At 67.7% G+C, this 15346-nt stretch carries 16 protein-coding genes; 4 read left to right on the top strand and 12 right to left on the bottom strand.

Features of this window, described 5'->3' with window-relative positions:
• Positions 1-100 precede the first annotated feature (100 nt).
• The 9 genes from C1925_RS01860 to C1925_RS01900 form a co-directional block, all read right to left on the bottom strand.
• On the bottom strand, positions 101-637 hold the full coding sequence (locus C1925_RS01860; RefSeq protein ID WP_108767450.1) for a cytochrome b: 537 nt from the start codon (positions 635-637) through the stop codon (positions 101-103).
• Complete coding sequence (locus tag C1925_RS01865) at positions 634-1740, bottom strand: catalase family peroxidase (protein WP_108767451.1); 1107 nt, start codon at positions 1738-1740, stop codon at positions 634-636. The genes C1925_RS01860 and C1925_RS01865 overlap by 4 nt, the downstream gene beginning before the upstream one ends.
• A gap of 220 nt (positions 1741-1960) precedes the next feature.
• A complete protein-coding gene (locus tag C1925_RS01870) occupies positions 1961-3328 on the bottom strand; it encodes a M17 family metallopeptidase (RefSeq protein WP_108767452.1) in 1368 nt (455 codons plus the stop codon).
• A 3-nt stretch (positions 3329-3331) separates the two neighbouring features.
• Complete coding sequence (locus tag C1925_RS01875; RefSeq protein ID WP_108767453.1) at positions 3332-4054, bottom strand: HAD family hydrolase; 723 nt, start codon at positions 4052-4054, stop codon at positions 3332-3334.
• 31 nt (positions 4055-4085) lie between these two features.
• The gene (locus tag C1925_RS01880) at positions 4086-5192 is read right to left on the bottom strand and encodes an AI-2E family transporter (protein WP_108767454.1); all 1107 of its coding nucleotides are present in this window, start codon (positions 5190-5192) and stop codon (positions 4086-4088) included.
• A 67-nt stretch (positions 5193-5259) separates the two neighbouring features.
• Positions 5260-5706 (bottom strand): protein sip-5, encoded by a 447-nt coding sequence (locus tag C1925_RS01885; protein ID WP_108767455.1) that lies wholly within the window; start codon positions 5704-5706, stop codon positions 5260-5262.
• Entirely contained in the window at positions 5703-6173 is a 471-nt protein-coding gene (locus C1925_RS01890; protein WP_108767456.1) for a phage holin family protein, read from the bottom strand. Before C1925_RS01890 ends, C1925_RS01885 begins: the two co-directional genes overlap by 4 nt.
• A gap of 8 nt (positions 6174-6181) precedes the next feature.
• Positions 6182-6544, bottom strand: a complete 363-nt coding sequence (locus C1925_RS01895) for a hypothetical protein (RefSeq protein WP_108767457.1) — start codon at positions 6542-6544, stop codon at positions 6182-6184.
• A gap of 101 nt (positions 6545-6645) precedes the next feature.
• Complete coding sequence (locus C1925_RS01900) at positions 6646-8079, bottom strand: Do family serine endopeptidase (RefSeq protein WP_108767458.1); 1434 nt, start codon at positions 8077-8079, stop codon at positions 6646-6648.
• 446 nt (positions 8080-8525) lie between these two features.
• Here C1925_RS01900 and C1925_RS21185 point away from each other — a divergent pair, with 446 nt between their 5' ends.
• Both C1925_RS21185 and C1925_RS01910 read left to right on the top strand, forming a co-directional pair.
• The gene (locus C1925_RS21185) at positions 8526-9428 is read left to right on the top strand and encodes a histone (RefSeq protein WP_108767459.1); all 903 of its coding nucleotides are present in this window, start codon (positions 8526-8528) and stop codon (positions 9426-9428) included.
• Positions 9429-9535: 107 nt separating this feature from the next.
• Positions 9536-10225: a hypothetical protein gene (locus C1925_RS01910; protein WP_108767460.1), complete on the top strand. Its 690-nt coding sequence runs from the start codon at positions 9536-9538 to the stop codon at positions 10223-10225.
• Between the two features lie 30 nt (positions 10226-10255).
• Here the strand turns inward: C1925_RS01910 and C1925_RS01915 are convergent, their stop codons facing one another.
• Positions 10256-10615, bottom strand: a complete 360-nt coding sequence (locus tag C1925_RS01915) for a DUF1428 domain-containing protein (RefSeq protein WP_108767461.1) — start codon at positions 10613-10615, stop codon at positions 10256-10258.
• Positions 10616-10707: 92 nt separating this feature from the next.
• Positions 10708-13083 (bottom strand): prolyl oligopeptidase family serine peptidase, encoded by a 2376-nt coding sequence (locus C1925_RS01920; protein ID WP_108770585.1) that lies wholly within the window; start codon positions 13081-13083, stop codon positions 10708-10710.
• A gap of 240 nt (positions 13084-13323) precedes the next feature.
• On the opposite strand from C1925_RS01920, the gene C1925_RS01925 reads away from it, so the two are divergent.
• Positions 13324-13896 carry an Ax21 family protein gene (locus C1925_RS01925; RefSeq protein ID WP_108767462.1) on the top strand — a complete coding sequence of 191 codons (573 nt, stop codon included), beginning with the start codon at positions 13324-13326 and terminating at the stop codon, positions 13894-13896.
• Positions 13897-14086: 190 nt separating this feature from the next.
• Positions 14087-14764, top strand: coding sequence for a response regulator transcription factor (locus C1925_RS01930; protein WP_108767463.1), 678 nt, complete (start codon positions 14087-14089; stop codon positions 14762-14764).
• Positions 14765-14773: 9 nt separating this feature from the next.
• On the opposite strand, the gene C1925_RS01935 is transcribed toward C1925_RS01930, so the two are convergent.
• Positions 14774-15163 (bottom strand): DUF6165 family protein, encoded by a 390-nt coding sequence (locus C1925_RS01935; protein ID WP_079224964.1) that lies wholly within the window; start codon positions 15161-15163, stop codon positions 14774-14776.
• Positions 15164-15346 lie beyond the last annotated feature (183 nt).

A 15346-nucleotide genomic window follows, 5' to 3' on the forward strand; every position in this document is an offset into this window, starting at 1 on the left:
CCATGCCCGGCGAGCGAAGCGGCCGCCTTTGACCTTTGCCTGCACGTGCGACGAAACGATCCGCCGGGCGTGGCCCGGCGCTACCGATCCGAGGCCCTGCTCAATCCTTCCCGCGCGCCATCGCCTGGAACACGCCATCGCGGCGCACCCACAGGTGGAACAGCGCCGCGCCCACGTGCATCAGCACCGTGGCGAACAGCACATACGCCAGCAGGCTGTGCGCGTTGCGCAGGGCGGCATACAGCGCCGGGGTGTGCGGCACGATCGGCGGCAGGTGCAGGCCGCCCCACAGGGTGATCGGGTAGCCGCCGGCCGACAGCATCGCCCAGCCGATCAGCGGCATCGCCAGCATCAGCCCGTACAGCATCCAGTGCGATGCCTTCGCCGCCAGCACCTGCCACGCCGGCAGGTCGGCCGGCAGCGGTGGCGGACGATGCCGCAGGCGGTTATACAGCCGCAGCAGCACCAGCACGAGGATGGCGATGCCCAGCGGGCGGTGCAGGTCGATCAGCATCGGCCGCAGGTGCAGCGAGGCGACCATGGTCACGCCGACGAACAGCATGGCCAGGATCATCACCGCCATGGTCCAGTGCAGGATGCGCGCGAGCAGGTTGAAGTGGCCGTTGCCGGTACTCATCGTGCGGCCTCCTTCTTCGGTTGTTCGACGTTGCCGGCGGCGCGTTCGCGTTCGCGGCGGTTGAAGGACTGCGAGTACACGGCCGAGCGTGCGGCCAGGATCGGGTCGTCACTGCCGCGCACGCCGCTGGGCAGGATCAACGGGTCGAAGTTGACCTGGCCGCAGGCGCCTTCCTCCTGCGACTGCATGCGGTCCAGGCTGAGCACGCCGGCCACCACCTGCTCGCGCGAGTCGGGCCACGGCGTCGACGGATCGTCGATGGCATCGCCGGGCGCGGCGGTGCTGACCACCAGGTTCCACTGCACCGGGCCCTTGGCCAGGCGCTGCTGCAGTTCCTGGCTGAGGAAATCGACGCTGGCCTGCTTGCGCGTCTCCGCATCCATCTCCACCACCGGCGCCAGCGGCTGCCAGCGCCAGCGCACCGCGCGCTTCTGTCCCTGCGCGTTGGTGAACCAGAAACTGTTGACGCTGTTGTAGGTGGTATCGGCCCAGCTGCTGGTCCACGGCGCGGTCTTCGCCCATTGCTGGAAGGCCTGCGCGCTGGGGTACTTGGCCAGCACGGCAGCCATCTTCTGCGGGTCGGGCTTGCCGGTGGCCGGGTCGGGAATGGAGGCGCGGGTCTGCTCGTAGAAGGCCTTGGCGTCGGGCACGGCGAAGAACGGGAAGCTGTTCATCGCCATGCGCCATTCCTGGCCATCGTCGCTGACCATCTGCACCGCCATGCTGCGTACGCGCGCGGTGTTGTCGGCGCCGTACGGGTCGCCGCCACCGATCGACAGGCGGCCCATCACCGGCACGCGCGCCTGCGAGAACACCCGCGCGCTGGACAGGGTGGGCGCCTGCGCGCTGGGCTCGAACCAGCCGGCCACGCAGATGCCCTTGCTGTGCGCACGGCGGAAGCCTGGATGGGCCGGGCCGGTGGCTTCGATGGTGTCGGTGAAGCGCTGCGCGGTGAGGCGGTTGCCGATCCAGCCGGCCAGCCAGGCGAAGGCCAGCGCCGCGCCGCCCAGGATCAGGGCGATCAGGGCGATCCAGGGCAACGGGGAATGCGTGCGCGGTGCGCCGGGCGTCTGGCCGGCGCGGGTGTAGCGGAAGAGCGACATGGTCGGGTTCCTGCCTTCACGGATCGTGTGGGTGGTCGACCCGCACATCCTCGCAGAACCCGGCCGGGGCCGAAATTCAATTTTTCGTCAGATTTGCCAGCCCCGTCGGGGGCAGCGGTAGAGTCGACCGTTGGTCGACTGCTCTCCGATCGGCCGTGGAGAATCCCGCGCTGCGCGCGATAGTCGACTGACAGTCGACTCTACCGTGGAGCGCGCAGGCTCAGGCGTAACGCGCCTTCAGCATCGCCCAGGCCGAACGCAGGGCCAGGGCCTCGCCACCGGCCGGACGGCCCGGGCGCTCGCCGTCGTTCCAGGCGTACACGTCCAGGTGCGCCCAGCGCTGGTCGTTCTCCAGGAAACGCTCCAGGTACAGCGCGGCGGTCACCGAGCCGGCCATGCGCGAGCCGGCATTGGCCAGGTCGGCCACGCCGCTGCTCAGGTAACGCAGGTACGGGCGCCACAGCGGCATGCGCCACACCGGGTCGCGGGTTTCATCGCCGGCCTGCAGCCACTGCTGGGCCACGGTGTCGTCGTTGCTGAACAGGGCCGGCAGGTCCGGGCCCAGCGCAATGCGGGCGGCACCGGTCAGGGTGGCGAAGTCCAGCACCAGGTCGGGCTTCTGCTCGCCGGCGAAGGTCAGCGCGTCGCACAGGACCAGGCGGCCTTCGGCGTCGGTGTTGTCGATCTCGACGCTCAGTCCCTTGCGCGTGGCGATGATCTCGCCCGGGCGGAAGGCATCGGGGCCGATTGCATTTTCCACCGCCGAAATCAGCAGGGTCAGGCGCACCGGCAGCTGCTGGGCCATCACCAGCCCGGCCAGGGCCAGCGCATGGGCGGCACCGCCCATGTCCTTCTTCATGTTGCGCATGCCGTCGGCCGGCTTGATGTCCAGGCCGCCGGTATCGAAGCACACGCCCTTGCCGACCAGCGCCAGCGCCGGGTCGCTGTCCTTGCCCCAGCGCAACACGATCAGGCGCGGTGCACGGTGCGAGGCACGGCCCACCGCGTGGATGGCCGGGAAGTTCTGCTTCAGCAATTCGTCGCCGGTGATCGCTTCGACCTGCGCACCGTGGGCGTCAGCCAGCGCACGCGCAACGTCTTCCAGCTGCTGCGGGCCCATGTCTTCGGTCGGGGTGTTGACCCAGTCGCGCACGCGCAGGCTGGCGGCGATCAGGTCGGCAACTTCCGCCGGCGGGCTGGCCAGCAGCTGTGCCGGTGCACGGTTGCGCTTGCGGTAACGGTCGAAGCGGTAGCTGCCCAGGCCCCAGCCCAGCTGCAGCAGCGCCTGTTCGGCGGCCGGCAGCTCGGTGGCCAGCTGCCACACGCTGCCTTCGGGCAGGGCGTGCGGGGCATGCGCATAGGCGTACGCATCGGCACGGTCGCCGACCCCGATCACCGCACCGGCCAGGCCGTCCGCGCCCGGCAGCAGGGCCACGCTGTGGCCGGCGGCGGTGAAGCCCTGTGCGTCCAGCCATGCCTGCTGGGCGGCCGGCTGCGCGGCCTTCCAGCTGGCGTACTGCTCGCGATCCAGCACGTGCAGCGGCAGTGCGGCGGTGGCGGTGGCGGTGAAGCCGGTGATCTCGCTCATGCGTCAGTTACTCCGGTGTTCGTCGGCGGCATCGAGGTTGGCGTCCAACCAGTCGGCCAGGCCGGTAAGGGTGTCGAACTGCAGGTCCGGCTGCAGCTGCGGATGGGTCCAGGTGGCAGCGTCGCGGTTGATCCAGCAGCCGCGCAGGCCGGCGGTGATCGCCCCGGCCACGTCCATCTCGATATGGTCGCCCACGTGCAGCACCTGCGCCGGCGCCACGCCCAGGCGGTCGCAGGCGGCATGGAAGATGCTGGGCTCCGGCTTGGCCGCGCCATGTTCGCGCGCGCCCAGCTGGAAGGCGAAAAGATGCGACAGGCCGATCCGTTCCAGGTCGGCGTTGCCGTTGCTCAGCGCCGCCACCGGTACCCGCGCGGCGATGCGCGCCAGGGCCTCCAGTGCGTCGGGGTAGTACTCGACCTGGTTGCGCGCGGCATAGAACACTTCGTAGGCCGGCTCCAGCAGGTCCAGGCTGGCGCCGCTGTTCTGCAGCGCCTCCTGGATCGTCAGCCGGCGCAGCGCGCTCAGGTCGAAGTGCAGCTGCGGGTTGTCGCGGAAGGAGCGCTCGCGCAGTTCGCGCATCGCCGCCACCGGGTACATGGCAGCGGTGGCGGGGCTGTGCTCGCACATCCATTCGTGCAGGACCACGTCGATGCGGGCGCCGATCGGCGCGAACGGCCACAGCGTGTCGTCGAGGTCGAGGGTGATGGCTTGGACTGGAAATTTCACCCGGCCATTCTACGCCTGCCCGCCGGGGCTTTCATTCCAGCAGCCGCGCCCAGCCCTGCATGCCCTCCAGGCGCGCCAGCACCAGCTTGATGCAGACCAGCAGCGGCACCGACAGCAGCAGGCCGACCATGCCCCACGCCCAGCCGAACACCATCAGGGCCAGGATCAGTACCAGCGGCGACAGCTTCATCTGCCGGCCCAGCACGATCGGGGTCACCAGCTGCCCTTCCAGCGTATGCAGGCCCAGGTAGGCGGCGGCCGGCAGCAGGGCCTGCAGCGGATCGCGGAACTCGACGAAGCCCATCAGCAGCATCGTCGCCACGCCGATCAGCGGGCCCACGTACGGCGCGAAATTCAGCAGCGCGGCCACCGTACCCCACAGCAGCGCCTCCTGCAGGCCGATGCCGAGCAGCATCAGCACGCCGGCAAACACCAGCCCCACCAGCGTGTTGATGACGCTGATGGTGAGCACGTAACGGGAGACCTCGCGTTCGATCGAACGCAGGATGTCGGTGGTGAAGCGCTGCTGCTGGCGGTTGGGGAACAGGGCGATGGCCGCGCGCTGCAGGCTCTCGCCATAGATCATGAAGAACAGGGTGAGCAGCACCACCGCCAGCACCGAGGCGGCCAGCTTCGGTGCCCGGGTCAGTACACGATAAGGGTCGTCCAGCTGCGTGCGGATGACCTGGATCCTGCGGCTGCTCTCGCCACCGGCGACGCGCGCGAAGTTTTCCGCCGCCTGGTTGGCCTGCTGCACCGGCTTGGTCAGGTCCTGCACCTGGCGGGCGACCTTGCGCAGCTGCTGGGGGGCTTCCTGCGCCCAGTCCATCGCCGGGCCGATCAGCTGCACGCCGAGCGAGGCGGTCACCCCCAGGCCGGTGCCGAGGATCAGCAGCGCACCGATCGCGCGCGGGATCCACAGCCGGCGCAGGAAGCGCAGGATCGGGTTGCCGACCAGGGCGAAGAACATCGCCAGCAGCACCGGCAGGATGATGTCCTGCGCGGCCCACAGGGTGAAGGCAACGGCCAGGGTGGCCAGCACCACCAGCGACATCGGCCCGCGCGGGCGCGAGGGCGGCGGCAGGGGCGCCTTGCTTTCCGGTTCGGGGGCCACAGGGGACAGCAGGGACTCGCTCATCGACGCACCGACCGGGAAGGGAGGCTCATTATCCGCCCGCCGCGATCAACGCGGCGGGTGTGTCGAGTCAACGTTCGGAGACGTCGGTAGCCGCTTCGGCCGGCTGCGGTTCGCGCAGTTCCGGCTCGGGGGCGGCTGCCGGTCGCGGGGCCGGGGGGGCAGCGGCCTGCGGGGCCATCTGCTCGGCGGCTTCATCGGCCTGGTCGGCAGCTTCATCCGCCGTATCGGCCGCATGCGCGGCCATCGCCGCGGCAAATGCCGCCTGGCCGCTGGCAAACAGGTTGGATACCGAACCGATCATCTGCAGCCAGCGTGCGCCGTTGACCTTGCCCGGTACTTCCAGCTTGCCGGCAAGAAAACCGCCGGCCAGGCCGACGGTGATGATGCGCAGCGGCGACCAGCCCTGCCGCCAGACCCGGCTGAGCACGGTCCAGTTGTCCTCGGTTTCGGCCATGCGTACGGCCATCACCTGTTCGCAGCGCTTGACCCGCCGCTGCAGCGCGCCGAACTTCATGGTTTGCCCTCCGGAATCTGCACCTCGGCATCGGGGTCGTCTTCGTTGGGCTCGTCGAACAGGCCCAATTTCGACAACTGGCGCCGCGTGGCGTGCATGCCGGTGTGGTGGAAGAAGTAGGACACCCGCCAGATGGCGTAGCCGGTGACGGCCAGGCTGAGCAGCGAGGTGATCAGCAGGGCCTGCAGCCAGCTCAGGCCCCAGCTCTGCAGCAGGGCGATGAGGGTGGCGGCCATCAGCAGCCAGGCCGAGGCACCGAACACGATGCCGACCCCGGCCCAGGCCAGGGCGCGGCCGAATGCGCTGCGGGCCAGGGCGAAGTCGGCCGAAGCCAACCGCCGCAGCGTACGCAGCGAATTCTTCGCCGAATCGGCGGCGGCCTTACCCGCCGCGCCGACCTGGCGGATGCTCTCGTCCAGCGGCGGGGTGGCCGCCGGATCGGGTGCTTGCGTGGTCTCTTCGCTCACGCCGCAGCTTACTTGTCGCTGCTGCTGGCCAGCTTGGCGATCAGCCAGCCGGCGGCGAAGGCCACGCCGAACGACGCCAGCGGACGCTCACGGATCAGCTCGGCGGCGCTGTCGACCAGGTCCTTGCCCTTGTCCATCAGTGCATCGACCTGCTCCTTGGCAGCGGCACCACCGAATTCGGCGGCGGCCAGGCCGGACAGCGCGCTGTCGGACAGTTCGGCCTTGACGTTGGCCTTGCCGATGCGCAGTTCGTCGGTCGCAGCGCCGGAGGCGCCCTTGATCGCACCGCCGGCAGCACTGGCGGCCTGCTTCAGGTGGGAACCGGCTTCACCCAGGTGTTCCTTCAGGTTCTCGGTATTGGTGGGGCTCATCGAATCACTCCTGTTGCGATGGGGGGACGAACGAAGGGTTCGGCCGATGGGGCGTACAGCAATAGCATCGGCCGGGTATAGGGGGTGTTACGGCGGGGCGATCAGCGCATCACCAGCTGGCCCTGCTGCTGGCCATTGTTGCGCAGGATGCGCAGCACCAGGTTGGCCGGGCGCTGCTGGAAGTTGGCACGCCAGCTGGCCAGGTCGGCGAATTCGCCCACCGTGGCCTCGCTGATGATGTCGCCCTGCTGCAGGCCGTTGCTGGCCGCGCGGCTGCCGCGCTTGACCTCGCTGACCAGCACGCCGCCCACGCCGGACTGGCGCAGCGACTCGGGCAGGTCGGTGAAGGTGGCGCCGGTCAGGCGCGGGTCCAGGCTGTCGCCGGTCACCGAGCGTGCCTGTTCCTTCAGCGTGGCCTTGACCTGCACCGCCTTGCCTTCGCGGCGCACATCCAGCGCCAGCACGCTGCCGACCGCCGCCAGGCCTTCGACGTTGTGCAGGGCTTCGGCGCTGTCCACGCGCTGGCCGTTGGCCGACACCACCACGTCGCCCGGCTTCAGCCCGGCGGCAGCGGCGGCCGAACCGGCCAGCACGCGGGTGATCAGCGCACCGCGCGTTTCACCCAGGCCCAGACCCTGGGCGATCTGTGCGCTCAGGTTCTGCGCTTCCACGCCCAGCGTGCCGCGCACCACCACGCCATGCTTGACCAGCTGGTCGACCACGCTGCGCGCCAGGTTGGAAGGGATGGCCAGGCCCAGACCGATGTTGCCGGCCATGCTGCCCTGCGGATTGAAGCTGGCGGTATTGATGCCGACCAGCTGGCCCTGCAGGTTGACCAGCGCGCCGCCGGAATTGCCCGGGTTGATCGACGCATCGGTCTGGATGAAGTTCTGGTAGCCGAGGCCGCGGATGCCGGTGCGGCCCACCGCCGAGACGATGCCCGAGGTCACCGTCTGGCTGAAACCGAACGGGTTGCCGATGGCCACGACGAAGTCGCCCACCCGCAGCTGGTCACTGTTGCCGAGCTTGATGTCGGTGAGGTTCTGCGCCGGGATGCGGATCAGGGCGATGTCGGTATCGCGGTCCGAACCGAGGAACTCGGCCTTCACCGTGCGCCCGTCGGCCAGGGTCACCTGCACGTCGTCGGCGTTGTCGATGACGTGGTGGTTGGTCAGCACCAGGCCTTCGCTGGCGTCGATGATGACGCCCGAACCGAGCGATTCATTGATGCGTTCCTGCGGCACATCGGGGAACAGGCGGCGGAAGAACGGGTCGTTGAAGAACGGATTGCGGACCCGCACCACCTGCTTGGTGTTGACGCTGACCACGGCCGGCATGGCCTTTTCCAGCATCGGTGCCAGCGACGGCACGGCTTGCCCGGCCACTGCCGCCGGCAACGCGGCACTGGTCGGCAGCGCGGCGGGCAGCGGCGCCGCATCGGCGCGGTTGTCCAGATGGGCGTTGATGCCGGTGGCGACGAAGCCGCCAAAGGCAGCAGCGATTGCGAGCGTGAGCAGGGTGGGAAGCGGTCGCATGGGAGTTGGTTCGCTGGCGGTGAGTGGGGCCGTAGGCCTATACGGTAGAACAAGCTGAATGAGTGTGTCGCGGTCCGGATAAATGGCCCATGAAAAAAAGCCGGCTCGCGATGCGCATGTCGACCCTGCAGGCGTGCCTCCGCCGCGTGCCGACGCGTTCCGATACTTGCGCAGTTGGGCGCATCCTGACGTTGCGATGGTGCCCGGCACGCAGCTTGTTGGTCTGCGATGCGCAGAGGCCCGCAGGCGGAGCGCGAACGCACGCCCCTCATCGCGTAGCACTTAAAAAAAGGGGTTTTCTGAATGCAGCTCGGTCCGGCGCTGGTGTTCGCCTACACCAGGTCCGTCGCATCCGGTGCGATTGAATATGTGCGCCCCGTTCCACGATGGACAATGTCGGTATAGCATCGCCCCGTTTTGACAATCCAGGCCCCCAGGAGGGCAACATGAGCAACGGTAATGGTGTGTCGGTCGTGACCGACGCCGTCGAGAACGTTAAAGAAACCGCCGCCAACGTTGGCGAGACCATCGCCCACGCCGCCGAAGACGCCGTGAAGTCGGTCAAGAAGACCGTCAAGCGCGCCACCAAGGCTGCCGGTACCCGCGTTGCCAAGGCCAAGAAGGCCGTGGCCAAGGTCGAGAAGACCGTTGCCAAGAAGGCCGACAAGGCTGCCAAGTCGGTCGGCAAGACCGTCGCCAAGGCGAAGCAGAAGCTGGAAGCAGCCAAGAAGAACGCCAAGGCCGAAGCCGCTGCCCTGAAGAAGGAAGTGGCCAAGAAGAAGGCTGCTGCCGGCAAGGCCGTGACCAAGAAGGCCGCTGCGGCCAAGAAGACCACCAAGGCCGCCACCAAGGCTGCCGGCAAGAAGGTCGCCACCGTGAAGAAGGCCGCCACCAAGAAGGCTGCCGTCGCCAAGAAGACCGTTGCCAAGAAGACCGCGGCCGCCAAGAAGGTTGTCGGCAAGAAGGTCGCCACCGCCAAGAAGGCCGTGGCCAAGAAGACCGTCGCCGCCAAGAAGGTCGCCGGCAAGAAGGCCGTGGCTGCGAAGAAGGTTGTCGGCAAGAAGGTTGCCGCCACCAAGAAGGTCGCCACCAAGAAGACCGCCGCTGCCAAGAAGGTCGTCGGCAAGAAGGTTGCAGCCACCAAGAAGGTTGCCACCAAGAAGACCGCTGCTGCCAAGAAGGTTGTCGGCAAGAAGGTCGCCGTCGCCAAGAAGGCCGTGGCCAAGAAGGCTGCGCCGCTGAAGAAGGTTGCCGCCAAGAAGGCCCCGGCCAAGAAGGTCGTCGCCAAGAAGGCCGCTGCCAAGAAGGCTCCGGCCAAGGCCGTGCGCAAGGTCGCCAAGCGCAAGTAATCGCGCGGTGACAGAAGGCCCTTCCGCCCCCCGGGCGGGAGGGCCTTTCGCATTTCAGGGGCACGCTTTGCGGCAAGATGCAGGTTCCTCCCGCTGGAGCCCCGGGCATGCGCGGTATCGATTTCAGTTCCTGGCAGGGCGTGCTCTCCACCCTGGCCGGCCTGGTCCTCATCACCCTGCTGGGCGTGGGCATCCGCCTGCTGGTGATGCAGACCCTGCAGCAGCGCCGCGAGCGCGAGAACCGGCAGATCAACGAACGCCTGCGCACGCTGATGGCGGCCTACAAGACCCTGGGCGGTTCGTTCACCGGTGAGCTGGGCGTGGACCCCACCCATCGCCGTGACCTGCGCCAGCGCGAAGCCGAACACGGCATCGTCGAGCCCGGCTCGGACCGCGCCCGGCGCATCCGCGATGCCGTGGAAGCGGCCCTGTCGGACATCCTCCTGCTGGGCACCGACCAACAGGTGCGCCTGGCGGCGCGCGCGGCCGAAGAACTGGCACAGGGCCGACCGGTGCACACCCACGAACTGGTGGTGTCGCTGCGTGACTTCGTGCGCGAAGCCCTCGACCTCGCACCCATCCCAAGCGATCTGCGCATTCCGCCGCAGGGGCCGACCCGGCCCGGTGGCAGCGGTGGTGGCAGCGGCAAGGCACGCAACGACGGCGATGCCAAGGGCGGCCGCGGCGGCGGTGGTGGAGGGGGCATGGGCGGCGGCATGGGCGGCCTGGGCCTGGGTGCCGGCGCCGCGCTGGGCGCCGGCCATGCAGTGGGCAGTGAGGACACGGACGCGCGCTGAGCGCGCGCGCCCGGCCCGGGCCATCGGTACTCAGGCGGTCAGTTCGTAGATCGGAACGAAGCCGCCGTAGATCATCCGCGCACCGTCGAACGGCATCGGATTCTGCGCCGGGTCCAGCCGCGGGTCTTCCATCATCTTCTTCATGCCGGCATCGCGGGTGGCCTTGTCCGGCCACTCGATCCACGAGAACACAACCGTTTCATCCGGCGTGGCCTTCACCGCACCGAAGAAGTCGGTGGTCTTGCCGTGCGGCACGTCATCACCCCAGCACTCGACCACGCGCAGGGCGCCGTATTCGATGAACACCACGTCGCCGCTGCGCGCGTGGGCGAGGAATTTTTCCTTGTTGGCAGTGGGCACCGCCAGGACGAAACCATCGATGTAACTCATCGCTTGCCTCCGAAGTGGGCCGTGCCACATGCACGGCCTTCAATGACCCGACGAACCGGCGTGGGGGAAATCGACAACGGGACCGTACCCGTTCAGCGTGGGCCACCGGGCAGTGGGCTCAGCATTGTGTCCGGCGGCTGCTGACCCATCAGGTGGCGCACGAAGTAGTCCCACATGCGGTGCGTGTACGTGGCGTCATTGCGGAACAGTTCGTGGTCCTGGCGCGCCAGGTACAGCAGGTCGTAGTCCCGCTGGGCCTGGTTCAATGCCGCTGCCAGCTGCAGGGTCAGCGCGGGTGGCGCGTTCTCGTCCAGCTCGCCATACACCAGCAGCAGGTGGCCGCGCAGGTTGCCGGCCAGCGCTGCATTGTCGAGCCCGGCAAAGGGGGCCGGCAGCCCATCGTCGAGGGTGGCAGGCGGCAGCACGCCACCGAACAACCGGTCCATGCCATGAATGGCGCCGCCATACATGCCCTGGAAACGGTGGCTGCCTGCCGAAGCCACGCCTACCTTGTAGAACGCGGGGTAGCGCAGCAGGGCGCGCGCCGCGCTGTAACCCCCGAATGAATGCCCGTAGATGCCCACCCGCTGCAAGTCCATGCCCCGGTAACGTTGGCCCAGTTGCTGAAGTGCGGCCACGTGGTCGTCCAGCTGCACGTCGGCGCCATTCAGGAAGCTGCTGTCATGGAAGGCCTTGTCACGGCCTCCCGTGCCGCGGGCATCGATGCTGACTACAACAAACCCGAGCTCGGCCAGGCTTGCGCGGGAGACCGGATTCGCTGCCGATACTGCCTCGGCGTAGGTCACAGGTGCATTGCTGATGAAGGAGCCGCCGTACATCGCATCGATCACCGGGAAACGTCCGTCATCGCGGTAGCCAGGCGGCAGGTAAACCGTGGCGAATACCGGCGTGCGGCCATCGGCGGCCAGCAGCCGTTCGCGGCGGGGCGGGCGCCAGCCCGCTGCGACGACGGCCCGGGTATCGGCTTCTTCCAGCACCATCACTTCGCGGCCGCCATCACTGGCGCGCAGCACCGTGCGTGGCGGTTGTCCAAGGCTGGAAACGGTATCGACCAGATAGTCGCCGCGTGGTGACAGTGCCTGTGGAGGGCGCCCCCCAAACAGTGCGCCGGTTCCGGCGTCGGCTTGATGGTCCATCCCATCGGCGGCCACGGGCTGGATCACACCGTCCCGCAGTGATGCGCGGTAGAGGCTACGAACGTAGGGATCGCCGGATTCGACGCCTCCCGCGCTGAAGTAGGCCCATCCACCGCGGGTGTCCACGCCCAGCAGATCACGCACGACCCAAGGGCCGCGCGTCAGCTGGCGCATCACTTTGCCATCGGAGAGCCGTACCCGGTACAGGTGGCCCTGGCCATCGCGCTGTGAGAACCATACCGCGGCGTCCTGGCCGGGCAGGATTGCTACGGCGGCCCGGTTGTACGCGTACACATTGAGCTGCAAGCGGGTATCGCTGGCTTCCTCGAGCACCGTACGCAGCGCGCCAGTTGCGGCATTGATTTCCACCAGCCGCAGCCTGCGTGGCACACCGGCGTGCACGATCGCGGCATACAGCCGGTCGCCGTCCCAGCCAAGCACGCCGGCTTCGCCCAAAGTATTCCAGCCGTCGGGCAGCGCGATGTCATGCTGCGTCCCGCGGTGGGTATCGACCACGTACAGGCTGTCGCGCACCTGCTGCGCATCCGCCAGCAGGCCCAGCTTCACTGTGTGCACGCGTGGCCGCGCGCTGTCGACCGGCGTGCTTTCCAGATACGGGTAATCCAGCAGCGCGCGTTCGTCGTAGCGGATACCGGCGATGTATCGCCCATCCGCTGACCAGCTGGTGGCGAACGGTCGCGCAGGAAGCGAACCGTGCCGGCGTGGAATGCCACGCAGGCTGAAATCGGGCAGCACACCGTAGCCATGACTGGCCACTCCCCCCTGGGTCAATGCGCGTGCAGCCGAACCACGACGCTGCAGCCACAGGTTGTTGTCGCGCACCTGCAGCCAGGCATCGCCTGCCGGCGAGGGGAGGGCATCAGGCGGTGCCCCTGCTTCTTCCATTCGCGCGCACTGCCACCGTGGCCACTGGCAGGTGATGGCCGCATCGTTGCTGCGTAGTTGCAGGCGCAGCCCTTCCGCCTCCGCCTGTATGCCAACCACGCGCAGCTGCGGGCCGCTGGTACCCAGGGGTTCCAGTGCACGATCCAGCGTGGCCGGTTCGAACATGATGTCCCGCGTACCCCGTTCCGGGTCGACCAGTACCACCTGACGCCGGCCGTGTGCATCCTCGCGTTCGTACCAGAGGCGGCCATCGGCCAGCCAGTTCGGCACGATCGTGGCGTTGCGCAGTGCCTTGCGCAGATGGCTGTCATGCACGCGTTCGGCGCGCTGATAGTCAGCGGCCTCCAACGACTGTGCCGATGCGGGCGGGAAGCATGCTGCGCATGCGAGCACAGCGGCATGCATGCCCGAAGCCAGGGTACGGGTGATGTGCAAGGCAACCTCCTGTTGCAGATGGTGTCGGTATCCATAGGCACGCGCACCGCGCGCGTATGCCTGAAAGTGCCTGAATCAAGCCAAAAAATTCAGCAATGCGAAGGTCGCTGTTTTCAGGGAAGGTTGTGGCGAATAACGGAGAATTTACATTCCCGATGCGATGGCGCCCTGGCGCTGCTGCACAACATAAGAAAGTAAAGGTGTACCCCCATGAAGAATTCGCTGATTGCCCTGGCGCTGGCCGCTGCCCTGCCGTTCACTGCCTCGGCCGCCGAGAACCTGTCCTACAACTACGCTGAAGCCGACTACGCCAAGACCGACGTTGATGGCGTCAAGGCCGACGGTTGGGGCGTCAAGGGTTCCTACGGCTTCCTGCCGAACTTCCATGCCTTCGGTGAGTACAGCCGCCAGGAAGTCGACCACACCAACATCAAGGTCGACCAGTGGAAGGTCGGTGCCGGCTACAACGTCGAAATCGCACCGTCGAGCGACTTCGTTGCCCGCGTCGCTTACCAGAAGTTCGACCAGAAGCACGGCCTGGATCTCAACGGCTACAGCGCTGAAGCCGGTATCCGCACCGCCTTCGGTCCGCACGCCGAAGTCTACGGCCTGGTCGGTTACGAAGATTATTCGAAGAAGCACGGCGTGGATCTGGACGGCCAGTGGTACGGCCGCCTGGGTGGCCAGGTCAAGCTCAACCAGAACTGGGGCCTGAACGGCGAGCTGAAGATGAACCGCCACGGCGACAAGGAATACACCGTCGGCCCGCGCTTCAGCTGGTAAACCACAGCGCAGCGCGTCCGCGCGCTGCATGTGCATCGACAGGCCCGGCATTGCCGGGCCTGTTGCGTTCTGACAAACCGGAACGCAGGGTGACTGCGCAGGATGTCGTTTGCTGCATTGCAATAAATTGGATTCCGCTGCTGCCAGAGCAGTCCCAGGATGACAGTCCTGTCCAACAGGGCTTGTCGAGATGCCACCTGCGCTTTCTCCCCTGCTTCCCGATCGGCCGCGCCGGCTGGCGTTGCTGGATCCGCATCCGGTCCTGCGGTTGGGCCTGGAAGTGCTCTTGAACCAGCACAGCGGCGTGCAGGTCTGTGCCAGCTTCGCCGACGAAGCGCCCCTGCTCGTGCTGCTGCAGCAAGACCCGCACGCGGTGGATCTGCTGGTGATCGATGCGTTGCCGCTGGGTGATCTTGGCGACGGCCTGGCCCTGCTGCGCGAACTGACGCAGCGCTGGCCGCGCCTGCCGGTGCTGGTGCTGTCGGCCCACTGCAATGCCAGTACGGTAGCCACAGCGATGCAGGCCGGTGCGCGCGGCTTCCTGTCCAAGGCGACGTCGCCGGACATGCTGCTGCGCGCGCTGGATACGGTGTCCCGCGGTGGCCGCTTCGTGCCGCCGGAACTGCGCACGCAGCTCAACCGTTCGCGCACGCGGCGCACCCCGGCGCTGGCGCTGACGCCGCTCAGCCGGCGTGAACGCGAAGTCCTGCGGCTGGTGCTGCAGGGCTGCAGCACCGGTGAAGTGGCGCGCCGCTTCCAGCGCTCGGCGAGCACCATCAGCACGCAGAAGAAAGCCGCCTACCAGAAGCTGGGCATCCACAGCGATGGCGAGCTGTTCCGCATCCGCCATCTGCTTGAGTGCGGGTGACGCAGGGGTTTACTCGCCCTGGTACTGCTTCTCTTCCACCAGCGCCGAGCCGGCCACGCGGTTGATCTCGTTCTTCACCACGATGCGCTCGCCATTGGTGCCGTAGACGCCGCGCGCCAGCTGGATGAACGCATCATCGAAGACCTGGGCTGCTTCCTTGTCGCGCAGCTGGTCCTGGATGTCCCACATGCGTTCGTTGATGGCCTTGAGCTGGGTGCGCAGCGCGCCAAGCGCCGGCTGCGCCTGCAGCTGCTGCTGCAGCAACGGCAGCAGGCCGTCCAGTTCGGTGCGTACGTTGGCCAGCTTGGCGGCATCGTCGATGCGCTCGGCCTTGATCTCGAGGATGGTGATCTTGTCGATCAGCTCGCCGATCGATACCGGGGTCAGGATGGCGTCCACGCAGGGCTCCTTTTAACAGGGCGCCATGATACCCCGGCAACCGTCGAGCCCCTTCGCTTTCGTCGAGCCCGTGCGCTTTACGTCGAATTTGCGCGAACCCTGGCGCTGCGCCATCGATCCGTTACGGTCCCGGCGCCGACACTGCCGTCCCGGCGGCACGACCGCCTTCGACGAGGAATACCA

Origin of the sequence: Stenotrophomonas sp. SAU14A_NAIMI4_5 (assembly GCF_003086795.1) — a bacterium.
Lineage (GTDB): Bacteria > Pseudomonadota > Gammaproteobacteria > Xanthomonadales > Xanthomonadaceae > Stenotrophomonas.